This is a genomic window from Brevibacillus sp. FW306-2-1A-C05A, assembly GCF_058781555.1.
In genome coordinates this window covers 46,633-64,342 of record NZ_JBYSWV010000006.1, presented here as the reverse complement: position 1 = coordinate 64,342, position 17,710 = coordinate 46,633, and the positions used below count along the sequence as shown (strand labels likewise).

Sequence of the window (17,710 nt, the reverse complement as noted above, 5' to 3'; positions counted from 1 at the left end):
CCTCACATATGGGCCAGATGATTCGTAAAATGAAGAATGCGCTTGTAATCCCCCCATGTATCAACCTCTGCCCAAAACAGCCCCGGCGGAATTTGCGCCACATGCACGTCTCTTTCGCCCAAAAAGGAGTAAAGCACGTTCTCCCACCATAAATCGTGCTGCCGCTCCAGAATCAAACGTTGCAGACGCTCCAGGAACAGCGGCAAAAACTCCTGATGCAGCCGGGCGATGCCGATGTATTCGCCTGTCGTTTCTTCCAGAGGCAGCTCTTTTCCGTGCTTGTGCAGCAGGCCGTGTGCATAGCCGAATTTGTAATCGCCCTCTGCCCTGCGCGAAGGGTCCGCGAACATGACCGGACTTCTCGTCTCCTGCAACACGACGTCCAGCACTTTTTCTTCGAAATAAACATCCGCGTTGAGCAACAGACAGTCGCTGCCCGTGAGAAACTCGCGGGCGAACCAGAGCGAGGCGATACTGTTCGTGCGGTCGTAAAACGGATTGTGGAAAAAGCGAATGTTCTCGCTCCCGAGCAGACTGGTGATGACATGGGCGCGATACCCGACCACGATGGCGATCTCGTCGATTCCTTTTCGCTTCAGCTCCGAGATCGTATTCTCGATCAACGCCTTGTTCCCGATATCAACCGTGCACTTGGGACTTCCGTCAATTTGCCCGCTGATTCGCGAGCCGAGTCCCGCCGCCATGAGCAGAGCCTTCATTTGCTTCCCCCTCCCTCTTGCCTCGATGCCGTGACGTATTTGACGTTCAGCTTCAGCTTGTAAAGCGCGCGGAGAAGTCCGATCAGCAGATGGTAGGCCGTCCACAAATCGAGAAACTGATGCTGGCCGCTAATTGCCCACATCACGGCTGCGATCAGCACCCCGCTCTGGAAGCCTGTCTGGGTGAGAAACAAAAAGACTCCGGCATCGACCCACTTGCTGCGCTTGCGCATGGAGACGGTTTCGTGCGAGATTTTCCCCTGGCCAAAGGCGAGATCCGAGCCATTCGTCGCCAAAATTTCCGTAAAAATCGTAAACAGGATCAAGTAGATCAAATAAGGCCCGAGCGTCGGCTGGCTTTTGGCGACCCCGTAGATCACCGCGAACGAAACGAGATACAGCGAGTAGTTCAGCCCGATATCCAGCCAGACGCCGCCCCTGCTGCTTTGGTTGTTCATGCGGGCGACTTCCCCGTCCACACAGTCAGCGAGATAGCACATCTGATAAAAAAAACAACCGATTAAAAAGGCAGCCGCCGATCCGTACATGAAGGCCGCAGCAGCGATCAGGCCGGCAGCGATTCCCGCAAGCGTGATGGCATTCGGCGAGACGCGCTGCTTTTTCGCCAAAAACAGGCTCACGTAGATGGAAATGCGCCTGGAAAAGTAGTACGACCAAAATTCCTCGCGAACCCATGGCTTTTGCACCTGAATCCGGTATTTCCGAATCTTCTCGCTGTCCCAAAACATGCTCGGATACAAGTCTTCTTTCACCGTAAGCCACCTTCTTCATGACCTCGTCTTCGTAGCAAGACGGAATTTTTTTCAGAGAAGAACGGAATATACCACGTGCGAAACCCGAAATACCGATAAGCCCAATACGAAGCGCAAATGTCCCGGCAGCTTAAACTGATCGCAGTAGCGATGGCTGCTCCCGTAATGCCGAGCCAGGGGATCAGCAGGCCGTTTCCGCAAATATTCAGCAAGGCGGAAAAAACGAGAATATTGCGCGCCGTCTTCTGATGGCCTGTCATGGTCAAGAGCGGGATCACGCTGCCCGAGGAAAAGTTGATGAACTGTCCCAGACAGAGGATGACCAGGACGAGACTGCTTGCTGCGAACTCTTCGCCAAACAGCCCGAGCAGCGGCGCGGCGAAAATGGCGACGAGCAAATTGATCGGCGCAGACGCGAAGAAAATCAGCCGATTGGCAAACGCAATCATTTTCCTCAGCCCGTCCAGATCGCCGCGGGCGTAAATCTCCGAAAATTTCGGCGAAAGCATCGTGTTGATCGAAATGAGCGCGAAGCTCGTCACCATCGAGAGCCGAATGACGACACTGTACACCCCGACTGTCTCCGCGTCCGTAAAAATTCCGAGCATGATCGTGTCTGTCCAGCTCATCACCAGCTCCATGGAGGCGCTCAAATACATCGGAAGCGCCATCGTGCAAAGCGCGCGGAAGCTGATTGCCGGACCTGCCTCCTGCTCCAGCGGCTGTACGCCCGCCCGAAAGTCCCGGGACAAAACATGCCACTTCGCCATGCCGTACAGCGTGTTCAACATGACGGCTGCTGCGAGCAAGCCGATCAGAAGCTGCGAGGTCGGAGCGAACAAAGGCAGGGCGATAAGCAGAAACAGAAGGTGCAAAAAGCGCATGCCGACGGTGTCGACGATCACGGACGCGGTCACGCGGTGCAGCGCGCGAAAAGCCGAGGCGTACAGTCTGCCGAGCGAGACGAACGGCAGCATCCAGGCGATGACCCGCAGTGTCCCGGCGGGCAGCTCGCCTGCAAACACGTAGCGGGAGATGTGCTCCGCAAACAAGTAGAACAGCCCGGACAACAACAGCGAAGGCAGAAACGTCCAAAGCGCCACCTTGCCAAAAAGCTGCCGAATCTTTGCCAGCGCTCCTTGCGCGCGGTACTCGGCCAGCAGGCGGATAATCGCCGTGTCGGTGCCAAACAGCGCCAGCACCATCCCGATATTAAGCAGGGTGATCGCAAGCGAATAGACGCCCAGATTGCCCGCCCCGTACTCTCTTGCGATAAACAACTGCAGCGTATAGAGCAGGACGAACCCGAACAGCCGAAACAAAAACGTAATCGCAGAACCGTGCAGCACTTCGTGTACATCCCGGTTGCCGCGCACTTTGGCCAGTTGCTTGTGCCAGACTAACTTGAGGGCATTCATCGGCGCTAATCGCTCCCGTTTCTGACTCGACTATTCCATGTAGCCATAACCGTAGTAGCCTTCCCGCTTCCCCAGTTTTTTGTTGTTCAGCACGACTCCGAGCAGGTTGGCGCCAGCCGTTTTCAACTGCTCGACCGCGCGAACCGCCGGGTCCCGCTTCGTCTTGCTGGCATCGACCACGAGCACGCACCCGTCTGTTTCCCGGGCCAGCACCATCGCGTCACTCACGATCAGCGGAGGACTGTCCACGATCACCACGTCAAAATTGCTGCGCAGCCTCTCCAGCAACTCCAGCAGGCGCGGCGTTCCCAGAAGCTCCGCCGGACTGTGCGGAATCGGCCCCGCGGTGATGATGGACAGGTGGGGCACGCCGGAGTCCTGGACGATGTCGGAAAACTGGCACATGCCGCTCATATAGGAGCTGACCCCGTACAGATTCGGCATCTCAAACGTGAAGTGGATACGGGGATTGCGCAGGTCGAAATCGATCAGGACCGTCTTGCGCCGATCTTTTGCCATCATCAGCGACAGGTTGGCCGCCGTGACCGTCTTGCCTTCTGATGCGCCCGGACTGCTGACCAAAATCGTCTGCAGCTTCTGCCCTTGCGTGGAAAACAAAATGTTGAGCTTCAAGGTCCGGTAGCCTTCCACCAGCGGGGAGAGCGGCTCCCAGTGAGCGATCAGCTTTTGATAGCGATCGTCAGGCTTCTGCCTTCTCATACTCGCCTCTCACCTCCTCCACCCTTTTTTTCCGAAAATGCTTTTTCGACTTCTTGTCAATGACGGCAATCGTGGCGAGCACAGGCAGTCCCAAATACTCCTCCACTTCCTTTTCCGAGCGCAGCCGGGTATCGAGATGCTCCATGAAAAACACAACGCCGATGGAAGACGCCAGCCCGAGCACGAAGCCGATGATCGAGTTGAGCAGCGGCTTGGGACTGACGGGTTTGGCCGCCGGGTTATGGCGCGCCTCTGCGAGAATGTGCACGTTGTTCATGCTCAGCATTTTGACGACTTCTACCTGAAAGGTCGTGGCAATCGTATTGGCGATCAGCACGGCTCGCGCCTGATCGGGGTCTTCCACCGTAATGGAAATCACCTGCGAATCTTTGACAGGCTCTACTTTCGTGTGCAGCAAGAGCGCCTCCATGCTCGCCCCTTGTCCGAGCGATTCCACGACCCGCTCCATCACCCGCGGGCTTTCGATGATGACCCGGTACGTCTCGATCAGCTTCAGGTTGGAATCAATCTCGGCTACGGACAATACCCCTTCCGGATTCGAGTTCAAGGAGCGATTCACCAAAATTTCTGTCTTGGCCTGATAGATCGGCGTCAACAGAAAGACGCTGACGAGTGCCGTCCCGATCGTAAAAATAGAAGTAACCAGCAAGATCACGACCCAGCGTTTGGACAAGACCAGCAATATTTCCCGCAGATTCACGGTTTCATTCATTTTGCTCCCCCCTTCGCCCCTCCAGGCTGTCACTAACTTGGTTCGGCAGTTGACTGTGGGCCGGCTCCGCCAGCTTGCGAAAAGCGGACAGTCGCTCGATCAGCTTTTTTCGCTCTTCCGGGCTGACGATATAGTAGTAGATCCCGTTGATGAGCTGGCCCTTTCCTTCCATGCGGATCGTCTCCACGCTCGATACGGCTGTGCTGTAGTTCTGGACGAGCCTTTTCATGTCGGCAAACGTCATGTTCGTCTTCACGTATTTGGCCATCGTTTCCAGCACTCCGTTCAACGTGGCGGGAGACGCCAAAGCCGCCTTCTTTTGCATCAGCGCTTTCAAAATCAACTGCTGCCGCTCGTTTCTGCCGAGATCGCCGCGCGGGTCCTCGTAGCGCATGCGCGCATAGACGAGCGCCTGCTTGCCGTCCAACTGGATGGGGCCGAGCGGGAAGTGGTAGTCTGCGTAGGTGAAGGCGAGCTGGTTGTCTACCTCGACGCCGCCCAATGTATCAATAATCCCGGCAAAGCCTTCCATATTCGCTGCCACGACATAATCAACGGGAGTCGCGATGAATTGCTCCACCGTGTCCACTGCCTGCTGCAGCCCGCCAAAAGCGTAGGCGTGGTTGATTTTATCCATCGTCTTCGTCTGGGCCATCTGCGTGCGCGTATCGCGCGGGATGCTGACCAAAAGCGCCGACTTTGCCTGCGGATTGACCGTCAGCACGAGAATGACATCCGAGCGCCCCTTGTCGTTTTCCCGCTCGTCGATCCCGAGCAGCAGCACCGTGAACGGCTCCTGCGCTTCCGCTGGCACTGACTCCTGCTGCGGAAGCGAGGACTGCGCCTGCCTGTGCAACGGCTGCTGCCCAGACGATGCCGGGGGCGCGGAAGACGCCAGCGACTTTTGCGTCCGGATCGGGACGTACATGCTCTTCGCCGTCTCTTGCAGCGACACGTACACATATGCCCCGTACCCTCCCACGGCGAGCAGGCAAGCGATTCCTCCGAGCAGCAGCAGACGTCTCCACTTCTTTTTCCGTGCTGCCCTCTTCGTCCTCGTCATCTCCATCATCCTGTCGCTACCGAATACGGCACGGGCTTTGCCTCTTCTTTCGGCTGGGAGGAAGATTGATAATTAGGAATGATTCCTTGCAATATTTCGATGATCGTGGAAGCGTCCTCGATCATCCCGCCTTTTTTCGCAAGCTGCTCCAGGCGGGAAATGGCCGTCAACAGCTCGCTCCAGGAAAAGTCGAGCGGCTTGCCGATGAAAATTCGGTCGTGGCAAGTAGAGGTCAGCCCTTCTTCTGCGGTCAACAGTTCTTCATACAGCTTTTCGCCTGAACGGATTCCCGTGTACACAACCGGGATATCTTTTTCCGGCTCCAAACCTGCCAGGCGGATCAGGTCCATCGCCATATCGACAATCTTGACGGGCTTGCCCATGTCGAGCACGAAAATCTCTCCGCCGTGCGCCAGCGCTCCGGCCTGAATCACTAGCTGGGCCGCTTCGGGAATCGTCATGAAAAACCGTTCCATGTCCGGATGGGTGATCGTCACCGGACCGCCCGCCTGAATCTGATCGAGGAAAATCGGGACGACGCTGCCTCTGCTCCCGAGCACGTTGCCGAAGCGAACGGCAGCAAAGCGGGTATGCCCGAAACGGTTGTAGCCCTGGATCAGCATCTCGGCGATGCGCTTGGTGGCGCCCATCATAGAAGTCGGATTCACCGCCTTGTCGGTCGAGATCAGGATAAAATGCTTCGCTCCCGCTTCCAGCGCGCACTCCGCGACATTTTTCGTTCCCAACACATTGTTTTTCAACGCCTCGCTCGGGTTTTGCTCCATCAGCGGCACGTGCTTGTGGGCGGCCGCATGAAAAATGACGGACGGGCGGTACTCGCTCATGATCGCAGCTATTCGCTGCCGGTCGCGAATATCCGCAATCAGGCTGATCGTAGGCAGCTCGGGAAACAGCCGCCCCAGTTCCAGGCTGATTTCAAAAATGCCGTTTTCCTCATTCCCGAGCAAAAGCAGCTTCGCCGGGTCGAAGCGGGCGATCTGGCGGCATAGCTCCGAGCCGATCGAGCCCCCGGCCCCTGTGACGAGCACGACCTGCTGCCGCAAATAGCCGGTGATTTCCTCCAGGTTGATCTCCACTGGCTCGCGTCCCAGCAAATCCTCCAGCCTGACGTTGCGAATCATGTTCATGCTGATTTTGCCGCTGAGAATATCGGAGACGTGCGGCAAAATTTTGACGCTCGCTTTCGTCGTTTTGCAAATGTCAAAAATTTCGCGGATCGTCTGCCGGGAAGCGGACGGCATGGCGATGACGATATCCGAAATGGCCTGCCGCTGCACGATGCGGGGGATGTCCTCTCTTTTTCCGACGACGGGCAAGCCGTACACGCGCAAGTTTTGCTTGCTCGGCTCGTCATCAACGAACGCGATCGGCCGCTGCTCGGACAGAGGCGACCGCCTCATCTCGCGAGCGACCAGCACGCCTGCGCTGCCCGCTCCGACGATCAGTGTCCGCCTTCGGTCCTGGCTTCTTTTTTCCCGCTCCTCGTTCCACCACTTCCAGACGAAGCGCGAGCCCGTAATTCCCGCCAGCACGAACGTCCACGTAAGCAAAAACAGCGAGAGCGGAAAACGGACGGACAAAAACAGCCAATGTCCCACGTTGTTCAAAACGAAGCTGAGCGCAAGGATAGACAGGCTCGTCGCCTTGACAATCGAAACAAGCTCGTTTGCGCTGACGTAGCGGTAGACGGGACGGTACAACTCGGCCACGTGCATCCCCGCCAAAACGAACAGTACATGTCCGATTATCAGATACATCGGCTGATAATCGCTTATTTCCGCAAGTGAAAAATCAAATCGAACCAGGCAGGCCAGCCATACAGCTATACTGATAATTCCTGCGTCCGATAAGCTTAACCAGAATCTTCTCTTCCGGTAGCTCATATTCATCGCTCCAGGCTGTCTGCATTCGTTCATCGTGGCTGGCTCTACAAACGCCAGACAACGATGTCAGACGGGCATGTTTTTTGATTCAGCACGCTTTTCACATCCGCGATCACGCCGCACCTTCCGTGCAGCAAAGACGACAGTTCCTCCCAGCCAAGATGCGCGTACTTCGCGTGCGGAACGGCCAGAACCAGTGCGTCGGCGGGCTGCAAATCGTCCCAATCCCGAAGCCTGATGCCGTACTCCGCCCACGTCTTCGCCGAGTCCGCCAGATCGTCCGTCACCTGCACCTCGACCCCGAACTCCCGCAGCTCGTGGACGATATCAATGACCCGGCTGTTGCGAATATCCGGGACATTTTCCTTGAAGGTCATCCCCAAAATCGTCACCCGCGAGCCTTGAATCGGGATATGGCGCCAGATCATCTGCTTGACCAGGGACGTGGCGACGAATTTTCCCATGCCATCGTTAATGCGGCGTCCCGCCAGGATGACCTGCGGATGATAGCCGACGCTCTCGGCCTTATAGGTCAAATAGTACGGATCGACTCCGATGCAATGGCCGCCGACCAGCCCTGGCGTAAACCGGAGGAAGTTCCACTTCGTTCCGGCCGCTTCCAGCACGTCCGCTGTCGCGATGCCCAATCGGTCAAAAATGATTGCCAGCTCGTTAATCAGGGCGATATTCAGATCGCGTTGCGTGTTTTCGATGACTTTGGCAGCTTCTGCGACCTGGATGGAGGACGCTTTATGAATGCCTGCCTCTACTACCAGCGCGTACATGTCGGCAATCTCGTCGCAAGTCGCCCGGTCCTGGCCGGAGACGACCTTGACGATCCGGGCGAGCCTGCGCTCCCTGTCCCCGGGATTGATCCGCTCGGGAGAATAGCCGACAAAAAAGTCTTCGCCTGCGCGCTTCCCGGACGAGCGCTCCAGCGCTGGAACGCACACTTCCTCTGTCGCGCCAGGGTAAACCGTCGATTCATAGACGACAATCGTCCCAGGCTGCATATGCTTCCCGACCGTTTCCGAGGCGAAGAGCAGCGCGCGCAAATCGGGACGTTTGGCCTCATCGACTGGCGTAGGCACGGTGACGATAATAAAGTCGCACTCCGCAAGCCTGGCGGGATCATCGGTGTAAGTGACGCTCGTGCGCGCCAGCTCCTCCGCCGTATGTTCCCCCGTCTCGTCCCGGCCCGTCTGCAACGCAGCGATTCGTCTCGCGTCCACATCGTACCCGATCACAGGCAGCTTTTCCCCAAATGCGACCGCAACAGGCAATCCGACGTACCCGAGTCCTACGACTCCTACTTTTTTACGCATGGGCGTCACCGTAATAGTGGAGGTACCAATCGACAAAGCGGGAAATCCCTACCTCGATTGGCGTCTGGGGGCGGAAGCCTGTTTCCGCATAAAGGGCATCAACGGAGGCAAATGTAGCCGGAACGTCGCCCGGCTGGATGGGCATATAGTGGCGGTTTGCGGGTTTGTTCAGCTTTTGCTCCAAAATCGCCAGGAACTGTAGCAGTTCTACAGGCTGATGGTTCCCGATATTCAAAACCTGGTGCGGCGGCTTGCCGTCCTGCGGCTCTGGCTGCCGTCCCATGAGCCGGTGGATTCCCTCCACTACATCGTCAATGTACGTAAAATCTCTTATCATTTTTCCGTGGTTGAACACGCGGACAGGCTCTCCCGCCAGGATGGCCCTGGTGAATGTGTACAGCGCCATATCGGGGCGTCCCCACGGTCCGTACACGGTGAAAAAACGCAGTCCTGTCGCAGGAATGCCGTACAGGTGGCTGTACGTGTACGCCATCAGCTCGTTCGCTTTTTTCGTCGCGGCGTACAGGCTGTTCGGCTCATCGACCGGGTCTGTCTCGCAGAAAGGCAGCTTTTTGTTGCCTCCGTACACAGAGCTTGACGAGGCGTAGAGCAAATGCTTGACTCCCGTCTGCCGGCAGCCTTCCAATATGTGCAGGAAGCCCGCGATGTTGGAGGTTGTGTAGGCATGCGGATTTTCCAGGCTGTAGCGGACGCCAGCCTGCGCCGCCAGATGGATGACCCGTTCCGGTCGTATTTTGCGAAACAACCCGTCCATTGTCGTCTGATCGGCAATATCTGCTTTATAGAAGTGGAACTGTTCGAACGCGTGGAGCATTTCCAGCCTTTTCGCCTTCAAGCGGGGATCGTAGTAGTCGTTGCAATTATCCACCCCCCATACGACTTCCCCTCCTTCCAAAAGTCTTTTCGCTACGTGAAATCCAATGAAGCCAGCAGTGCCTGTCACTAAAATCGACATACTTTCCACCTCTTTGCTTATTCATACGGAGGTTCTAGAACAAATATGCCAGCAGGATGAAAGAGGTCGCAGGACGACTTGCACACGCCCTGGGCAAACGGTCACCTTTTTTGCAAAATGGTTGTCAACATTTTTTCGTTTTTGAATGAAATGAAAGAAAGACAATCTTGTGTTGTCGAATTGACGAGATGGAGGGAATGGGTGCATGATGCTTGATGTGAAGACGTATGGCGCAAGGGGAGACGGGGTGAGCGATGATACGCAAGCGCTTTCGGCCGCTCTGGCAGCCGCGGTCCAGCAGCAACTTCCGTTGTATTTACCGCCCGGGACCTACGTCATTGAACCTACGAAACTGGCCGTCACACTAGGAAAAGGCAAAAGCCTGGTGATGCAGGGCGCCGGTCCTTTTTCCGTTTTGAAGCGAAAGGCCAATTCTACTGCGGCAGACTGGCGGTGGCTGTTTTCGATCACCTCTGCGGGCGGGGACGCTGATTCGTTCGTCGTGTCCAATCTGAAAATCGACTCCAATGCGCGCGAAAATCCTGTGCCGCAAGACCCGTACGCCTACGAGCACTCCGCCGACTTTTACATTCGCGGCGACGGGCCTGGCAGCTATCTCAACTACGTGCTGCTGCAAAACATCTGGTGCACGGACGGGGTCGCCGACCATTTTTACTTCGCCGGGGAGGCGAACTGCTACGTCCGCTCGGTTTCCATCAGCGATTTTTACAGCGACAGCCGGACGCGCACCCGCTCGGACATTACCGTAACGGGCGGCCTGGAACGGCTGAACGCCGCCAATGTACTATGCGACCGCTTTGAAGTCGAACTGAACGAAGCCTACGACGGCAGCCGTCCGATGCTGGTGAACCTGAGCAATGTCCACTGTCGGCAGCAGCTTGATCTGGAGGGACATACGTCCGCGCCGATTGTCGTGCAGGCGAGCCAGCTCGTTTCCATGGCGAGCTTCAGCCTGAGCTGTTTGACGGGCACGATCAGCGCCTCCACCTTTTACACCGCTGCCGATCAAAAAAACCGCGTCAATTTCATGCGGAACATGACGTTCGCCCACTGCAAATGGGTCCTGCACACGACCGCGCAAGAAGCGGCCAGGACGGTTGGCAGCGGCCTTTCCGTCGACTACGACAACGTCGGCCTCGTGTTCGACGGTTGCAGCTTTGAGGCAGCCGATACCGCCGCTGTCATTGACGGCTACGCGCTCAGCGTCGATCCGTGGGATGTCCCGTCCGAGAGAGTTATTACCGTCCGCAACTGTTCGTTCGATACGCGGCTCAGGCAAAACCTGTTTTTGAACCGCTGCGGGCATGTTTATTTGGAAAACAACCGCTACTCCGGCTCCAATCATGTCATCTCCCTGTATGGCTCCGGCTCCTATCCGCTTTTTCTCACCGTAGACGGCGGAGACTTCAGCCAGGTCAGCGGAAAGATGTTCTACCACAAAACCGCAGACAAAATTACGCTCTCTATGAAAAACGTGCCTGTCCCCATCAGTCTGACGAGCGGCTACAGCTCTGACAACTCTTCCTATCTCCCCAGCGTGGCGATGAACGAGCGAATCGTCTACGCCAGCACGCCTCCCAGCTCATCGGTGAAATACGGCGGGATCAAAGGCGACACACTCCGGCTGATAACGCCTGTCAACGGGCAGCCGTGCGAGTGGATCGCGACCACGACAAACAAGACCGCCTGCACGTGGCTGGCGACCAAGACCGCGAAAAGCTAACCCCGACTTTCTGACTTTCCCTTGCAAAACGTGCCGGCGCCAAGCCATTTGGCGGAGCCTTCGTTGTACGCCTACTGGTTAAGAAGCTGTTGCATGCTTATCTGCACAAAAAAACATCCCTCCTCCCTGCTTGCGCACAGGGCAGAAGAGATGTTTTTTACTAGGCGATCCGCTCCAAATCCGGATTGTACCGCTTCACGTATTCGTAGATTTCGTCGTTTTGCAGACGTACCTGACCGAGTGCTCCCACCCGTCCCGCCAGATGCTGGGCAAGCTGCTCCGCGCCTTGCCCGATGCGCCTTTTCGCCGCTTCGGGCAACGTCAACACGTGCGGCACGAGCAATTGCAGGTACCAAACTCCTTTATCTTCCTCGGACACGTCGATTTCCAGCTCCATATCGCTGCTGTCGAAATCGTAGAGGTGGTTGAACAACGCTTCCCTCGTTTCTTGTGTCAGGGAGGAAATGTCGAGTTTCTCCACGCTCAAGTAATACTCCTCGTTGAACAACACGATCTGGTCATCGATTTGCTGATACTTTTTTGCAAGCGGATTCATTGTCTTGGTCCCCTTCCAGCTATCGCCACAATCTATCCTATAGCATATATGCTGCCGAATATTTCGGCAACGAATTTGACAGAAAATGTTGAATATTCCTCCTGCTCCCCCGCACGATATCCGCGTGACAGCGGGATGGCACGCGTGCCCCTTCATGTCACGGACTGCTTTGAACTGTCCAAAGCGACGCGCTCCCTCCTATGTTTTGGGATGAAGCTGATCCACAATAGAGACACCGTATTTTCATGAACACGGCAGCCGTTGGTTATGATGAACTGCCATCGTTCCCGGACGGAGGCAATTTTCTACGTTCGAATTGCTGGAAAGTGTTGTTTTTTTGATAGTTTTAGTAAACAATAAATATAATTGTAAATATTTTCTTAATAGAATCCGATAACTATACCACACGATTGAAAACGTTTTTTGAAAATAACGAAAATAAAATCAATAGGTGTCGGGATACAAACGGACAATGCTGAAGGGATTCGATATGGATGGGTCCAAATAACGTCTTCCACCTTTTCAGAAACGCAAACTATTTGAAACTTTTTCTCGCAGAATTTACTTCGCAACTGGGAAATGTCATCGGGATTATGGCGATCACATTTTATTTGCTTGATAAATTTAGCCAACAACCGTACTACACTACCATGAAAGACATGATGCATGCCGCACCCGCATTGGTCGTTTTTCTGTTTATCGGCGTTTTTGCGGATCGCTTTGACCGTCAGAAAATAGCGGTCCATTGCGATCTGATTCGCGCATTTCTCACTGTATGTCTAATGATTTGCATTTGGTACGATTCGCTTGCCTTGATTTTTTTAGCCATTTTTCTCCGAAGTGCTGTAGGGAAATTTTTTCCTCCCGCCCAAAGTGCAATCATTCAAGGCGTACTATCAAAAGAAGAATATCCCCTTGCCGCTGGATTAAACTCTATGCTCGGAAGTGTATTTTTGCTTTTCGGGAGTGGGATCGGCGCGGTAGTCTATTGGAATTTGGGAGTCCAAGGTGCATTTTTGCTGGACTTCATCTGCTTGTTGATTTCAGCCATGCTCATTTATTCGTGCAAAATCGAGCTATCTGTTCGGAAACTGAACGGGAGCACCGATTGGAAAGGACTACATACAATTAAAGCACTGTTCACGGATTTTATTGAGGGGGTAAAATACATTGTTTACGATCGGGTGTTGCTGCTGCTAACGCTTGGTTCTGCCATACTGGGAGTAGTCAATGGAGGAATAGGAATCATTCCTATTTTTATCATGAAATACAAACTGTCTCCCCATTTCTACAAGGAAATGTCCGTAATCGAAACGATCGTTTTCGGAATCGGCATCTTGCTGGGAAGTGCGCTAAGCCCCAAAGTTACGAAGAGAATCAAACTGTACATGGTATTGACTTTCAGCCTGATTTTCTCGGGAATCTTCGTCATCCTCGCAGGCTTGTCCCCTACGATTGTTCTATTCTTGATTTTTCACTTTTTCTTTTCCGTTGCTGTGGCGTTTATTAACATTTCTTTTTATGGATGGATACCGCAAATGGTGAATCCGAACATGATGGGAAGATTTCGGGGGATTCTTGACCCCGTATCGAGTTTGTTTCAGTCTCTGTCTCTGGCCTTTATTGCTTGGACTTTCCCGTCTATGCTTCGCATTGAAATGCTCTTTGGCGTCGTTGGCGGAGCAATGCTGCTTTTAGGGATGCTATATCTTTCCCTTCATTCGTACAAACGAAAGAAGAAAAGTACGAAGTTCCATCCTAACGGTAAAATACGATCCGGCTATTGGAAAACTTGGCTGCCCCAAGCCGTGGGTCCAGCCAAGTTGGCCTTATACTGGATGAGCTGGATCAGAATCTTATCCATTCTTAAACTTATGGACAAAAAAGCTTGCCGCCTTGGGCAAGCTTTTTTGCTTCCTTGACCTCTCTTCTTTACAGCAAAGTCGAGCCGTCCACCACTGCTTGCGCGTCCTCGCGCGTGATGAGCACCGCCCGCGCCTTGCCTCCGCTCTGTCCGGCGACGTAGCCGTCTGCCTCCATCATTTCGATCAGGCGCGCTGCGCGGTTGTAGCCGACCCGGAAGCGGCGCTGCAGTCCAGATGCCGAAGCCTGGCCTTGTTCCGCCACAAACAGGAGCGCCTCCATGTACAGCGGATCGTCGCCCACATCGTAGGATTGCACCTGCTGCTCCAGGTCTTCCTTGCTGAAAAGGTACGCCGGCTTTCGCTGCTTCTTGATCGTCTGCGTAATTCTTTCGATCTCGTCGTCGGAAACAAAGTTGCCCTGCAAGCGCACAGGCGTCGTGCCGCTCTCCAGAAACAGCATGTCCCCTCTGCCCAGCAATCGTTCTGCCCCGGACTGGTCGAGAATCGTGCGCGAGTCGACCTGGGAGAATACGGCAAACGCCAGGCGCGTCGGCACGTTTGCCTTGATATTGCCCGTGATGACGTCCACGGACGGGCGCTGGGTCGCGAGCAACAAGTGAATGCCGCAGGCGCGTGCCTTTTGCGCGATCCGGATGATGCAGTCCTCCACGTCTTGCGGAGAAACCATCATCAGGTCTGCCAGCTCGTCGATGATGATGACGATATACGGCAACTGGTCGTCTGTCGTCTGGTTGTAGCGGTCAATATCCCGCACACCTGCGTCGACGAACAAAGCGTAGCGCTTTTCCATTTCCTCGACGGCCCATTTCAGCGCCGCTGTCGCCTGCTTGGCCTCCGTCACCACAGGCGTCACCAGATGCGGCAAATGGTTGTACGGTGCCAGCTCGACCATTTTCGGGTCGATCAACAGCAGTCTGACTTGCTCCGGCGTCGCCTTGTACAGCAGGCTGACAATGATCGAGTTGATGCAGACGCTTTTCCCCGATCCGGTCGAGCCTGCGATCAGGCCGTGCGGCATTTTTTTGATATCGGCAATAATCGGCTCGCCGCCGATGTCCATGCCAAGCGCCACGGCCAATGGCGATGGATGCTGCTGAAATTTTTCCGAGCCGATGATTTTCTCGATCAGCACGGGCCGGCTCGCCAAGTTCGGCACCTCGATCCCGATGGCGTTGCGGCCTGGAATCGGCGCCTCGATGCGAATGTCCTTGGCTGCCAGATTCAGCTTGATGTCGTCGATCAGACTGGTAATTTTGTTCACCTTCACCCCTGGGGCCGGCTGCAGCTCGAAGCGCGTGACAGACGGGCCTTTGACGATGCCGACGACGCTCGCGCTGACGTTGAAGTTGGATAAAGTCTCTTCCAAAAGCAGCTTTTGCAGTTGCGTATGCTCATCGTCGTCATCGCTTATCGGCGGGCTCGGATTGAGCAGCGCAAGCGTCGGCAGGCAATACGGCGGCTCCTGGCTATCCGCTGCGGCTGGTGGCTGCGGCTGAGAGTGAGGGCCGGGGGATGGGGTGGTTGCCGCACCTGGGGCGCTTGGAGTACTTGCTGTACCTGGCGCACTTGGCGTCACCAATCCAGGCGCTGGCTGCGCTGTGCCCTCATCTTTTTGCCCGGCGCTTGGCAGTTCGGTCACTGGCGGTAACAGCCTTGCGATCTGTGCCTGCAAAGCGTCTGGGGCAGCAGCCTCGGAAACCGAACTCGCCGCCTGCGCCGCAGCAGAAGCTTCCACCTCGGCATCCGGCATGGCCCGCGCCAGCAGGCGATTGACGTCGTATGTGTAGGCTGGCGCCTGCTTTTCTTCTTCAGCGGAAACGGGCACATTGTCGCTGTTGATTGGCCGGACCGTGTCGCTGCCGCCGGACGGAACAGCAGGTTGGGCGGCTTCGCCTTCCTGAATGCGCTCGTAGGCAGCCGTTATGCCTTCCTCGATCCCAGTGCGCACAACGTCGCCAAGCGCTGCGACCAGCATTTGCTGTGTTGCGGCTTGGCTCGGCAGCTCCGGATAGGTTGGTCGCTCCGAATCGTTTGGTTGCTCTGCTTGCTGCTCTGGCCGCGATGGGAGTGCCGCTTCTCGTCGTGCCCCCAGCGGGGACTCGGGTGCTATGAGAGGGGAAGTCTCCCCACTTGCTTCCGCTTCGTGCAGCTCAGGGACCATTTCCACAGTCGCTTCGGGTTCTTTCGCTGTTTCTGCCGCTGCTTCTGCCGCTGCTTCAACTGCTTCCGTTATTTCGGATGCTCCAACCGTTTCGGTCGATCTGGCTATTTGCGCTGCCCCGGTTGTTTCCGGTTCGCCAACGTCGTCCGCTGCGCCAACTGTTTCTGTTGCACCAGCAGTTCCCGTTGCGCCAACTGTTCCGGCAGCTCCAGCAGTTTCCGCTGCGCCAACTGTCCCGACTGCTCCAGCAGTCTCCGCAGCTCCAGCAGTTTCCACTGCTCCCACTGCCTCCATCGCTCCACCAGTTGCCGCGGCTCCCGTCACACCTATCACTCCGGCCGCTGCCATTGCTTCTCCTTCCAGCAACTCGGCCCCATTTTCCAAACCACCCACTACTTCGCCACACTGCTCACTCGCGCTGCCAAAATCGGCCGCGGCCCTCGCTCCACTTGTTGCGCCTGCCACACTGCCACCTTGAAGCGCTGGTTCCTCACCCTTGGCTGACACGGCTTCACCCGTTTTCACTTCTTCTACCTCTACGCGCTCTGCGCGCCCATACAGCTTTTCCGTAACAGCCCTATCCTGCACAAAGACACGACTTTCTCCTTCCACAACTCCTGTCTCCCCAACCGCAAGCGACTCCGCTTCTTGCCGCAGGCGGACACGCTCCTGCTCTGCGCCCCCCAACTCCCGGAACTGCACCGCAGGCTTGTCCAACGCATCTTGCTCTGATTCCACAACTGCCGCAGCGGCCGCTTGCGCTTCGGCTTCCGCCACCACGTCCGCTTGCCGCTCAAACGACCGGGCGGTACGATCCGCCTGCCCGTTGCCGCTCTCCGCTTTTCCATCCATCTCAATGACGGATTTGCCGCCGCTGGCATTTCCGTCAGTCTCCCTATCCTGCGCCACCGTTTTCTGCTCAGGAAAATACCGCTCGCTAATTTCCTGTTCCCACTGCTTGATCTGCTGCAGATGCTCTTCCTGCTCCAGTCGCGGATACACCACTCCCCCTGTTGTGTGGATGCGGTGCTCCGCCTCGCGTGTAGACGGGGTGATCTTGCCGTAAACAGGCGAGACGATCTCCGACGGGCGGTACGCCTTCTTTTCCTGCGGCGTCAGCGAAGTGCGCTGCGCGCTTTCCGTCTGTCTGGCTGGCTGCCAACGATGGCTGTCGCGCTTGTGCTCGGCAGAGACAGCCGGCTTTCTGTCTGCGAATGTCTCCGCCTGCTTTTCCGGCACCTGTTCATCGCGCGGACGAAGCGTGTCCCGCGCACTCGCTCCCCGCTCGCGCGCAGCCGACTGGGCGCGCACGGCGTCGTCTGCTGCCTGCTGGTTCCTTCTTTCTTTTCGCCTGTTCTCCAAATAGTCGTCCGGCACGACAGGAAAGCGAAACTGGCGCTCCCTGCGCGGACGCACATCGTCTATATTGCGATTATTCACCCGTTCTTTCGGGTAAATGCTTTTTGTCTTCGCCTGGGGCTGACGGGGTGCGGGGCTTGCAGGGGGACTTGCCGCTGGACGCCCTTCCACTGTCTCTTCATGCTCTTCTTCGCCCTGAAAAAATTTCATCAGCTTTTGAAGCCACAACCACATGCTGCAACGTCCTTTCTTTGCTAACCATCTATTCCCTCTCATCTTACCATGAAACAAGCGGCGATTTAGGCCGATTGTGATTTTTTTCCGTATTTGCGAAACCTTTTCTTTCTTTGGACGTAATAGATAGAGGGAACAA

General features: G+C 55.8%; 13 protein-coding genes. 2 read left to right on the top strand and 11 right to left on the bottom strand.

What is annotated here, in order from left to right; all coding sequences use genetic code 11:
* Positions 1-2: 2 nt before the first annotated feature.
* From AC3WJN_RS06980 to AC3WJN_RS06940, 9 genes are read right to left on the bottom strand one after another with little or no spacing between them, the layout of a single operon-like run.
* Positions 3-719, bottom strand: a complete 717-nt coding sequence (locus AC3WJN_RS06980; protein ID WP_007783087.1) for a phosphocholine cytidylyltransferase family protein — start codon at positions 717-719, stop codon at positions 3-5.
* Complete coding sequence (locus AC3WJN_RS06975) at positions 716-1,492, bottom strand: CDP-alcohol phosphatidyltransferase family protein (protein WP_007783085.1); 777 nt, start codon at positions 1,490-1,492, stop codon at positions 716-718. Before AC3WJN_RS06975 ends, AC3WJN_RS06980 begins: the two co-directional genes overlap by 4 nt.
* On the bottom strand, positions 1,489-2,910 hold the full coding sequence (locus tag AC3WJN_RS06970; protein WP_005828426.1) for a flippase: 1,422 nt from the start codon (positions 2,908-2,910) through the stop codon (positions 1,489-1,491). The genes AC3WJN_RS06975 and AC3WJN_RS06970 overlap by 4 nt, the downstream gene beginning before the upstream one ends.
* A 30-nt stretch (positions 2,911-2,940) precedes the next feature.
* Entirely contained in the window at positions 2,941-3,630 is a 690-nt protein-coding gene (locus AC3WJN_RS06965; protein WP_005828424.1) for a CpsD/CapB family tyrosine-protein kinase, read from the bottom strand.
* A complete protein-coding gene (locus AC3WJN_RS06960) occupies positions 3,611-4,363 on the bottom strand; it encodes a YveK family protein (protein WP_005828422.1) in 753 nt (250 codons plus the stop codon). Before AC3WJN_RS06960 ends, AC3WJN_RS06965 begins: the two co-directional genes overlap by 20 nt.
* The gene (locus tag AC3WJN_RS06955; protein ID WP_005828420.1) at positions 4,356-5,426 is read right to left on the bottom strand and encodes an LCP family glycopolymer transferase; all 1,071 of its coding nucleotides are present in this window, start codon (positions 5,424-5,426) and stop codon (positions 4,356-4,358) included. The genes AC3WJN_RS06960 and AC3WJN_RS06955 overlap by 8 nt, the downstream gene beginning before the upstream one ends.
* 5 nt (positions 5,427-5,431) lie before the next feature.
* The gene (locus tag AC3WJN_RS06950) at positions 5,432-7,330 is read right to left on the bottom strand and encodes a polysaccharide biosynthesis protein (RefSeq protein ID WP_007783081.1); all 1,899 of its coding nucleotides are present in this window, start codon (positions 7,328-7,330) and stop codon (positions 5,432-5,434) included.
* A 44-nt stretch (positions 7,331-7,374) separates the two neighbouring features.
* Positions 7,375-8,655, bottom strand: a complete 1,281-nt coding sequence (locus AC3WJN_RS06945; protein WP_005828416.1) for a nucleotide sugar dehydrogenase — start codon at positions 8,653-8,655, stop codon at positions 7,375-7,377.
* Positions 8,648-9,631 carry an NAD-dependent epimerase gene (locus AC3WJN_RS06940; RefSeq protein ID WP_005828415.1) on the bottom strand — a complete coding sequence of 328 codons (984 nt, stop codon included), beginning with the start codon at positions 9,629-9,631 and terminating at the stop codon, positions 8,648-8,650. The genes AC3WJN_RS06945 and AC3WJN_RS06940 overlap by 8 nt, the downstream gene beginning before the upstream one ends.
* Before the next feature lie 205 nt (positions 9,632-9,836).
* On the opposite strand from AC3WJN_RS06940, the gene AC3WJN_RS06935 reads away from it, so the two are divergent.
* A complete protein-coding gene (locus AC3WJN_RS06935) occupies positions 9,837-11,375 on the top strand; it encodes a glycosyl hydrolase family 28-related protein (RefSeq protein ID WP_005828413.1) in 1,539 nt (512 codons plus the stop codon).
* A 160-nt stretch (positions 11,376-11,535) separates the two neighbouring features.
* Here the strand turns inward: AC3WJN_RS06935 and AC3WJN_RS06930 are convergent, their stop codons facing one another.
* The gene (locus tag AC3WJN_RS06930) at positions 11,536-11,931 is read right to left on the bottom strand and encodes a hypothetical protein (protein ID WP_005828411.1); all 396 of its coding nucleotides are present in this window, start codon (positions 11,929-11,931) and stop codon (positions 11,536-11,538) included.
* 494 nt (positions 11,932-12,425) lie between these two features.
* On the opposite strand from AC3WJN_RS06930, the gene AC3WJN_RS06925 reads away from it, so the two are divergent.
* Complete coding sequence (locus AC3WJN_RS06925; RefSeq protein WP_492329230.1) at positions 12,426-13,853, top strand: MFS transporter; 1,428 nt, start codon at positions 12,426-12,428, stop codon at positions 13,851-13,853.
* 10 nt (positions 13,854-13,863) lie between these two features.
* Here AC3WJN_RS06925 and AC3WJN_RS06920 read toward each other — a convergent pair whose 3' ends face one another.
* Positions 13,864-17,571: a DNA translocase FtsK gene (locus AC3WJN_RS06920; protein ID WP_492329229.1), complete on the bottom strand. Its 3,708-nt coding sequence runs from the start codon at positions 17,569-17,571 to the stop codon at positions 13,864-13,866.
* Positions 17,572-17,710 lie beyond the last annotated feature (139 nt).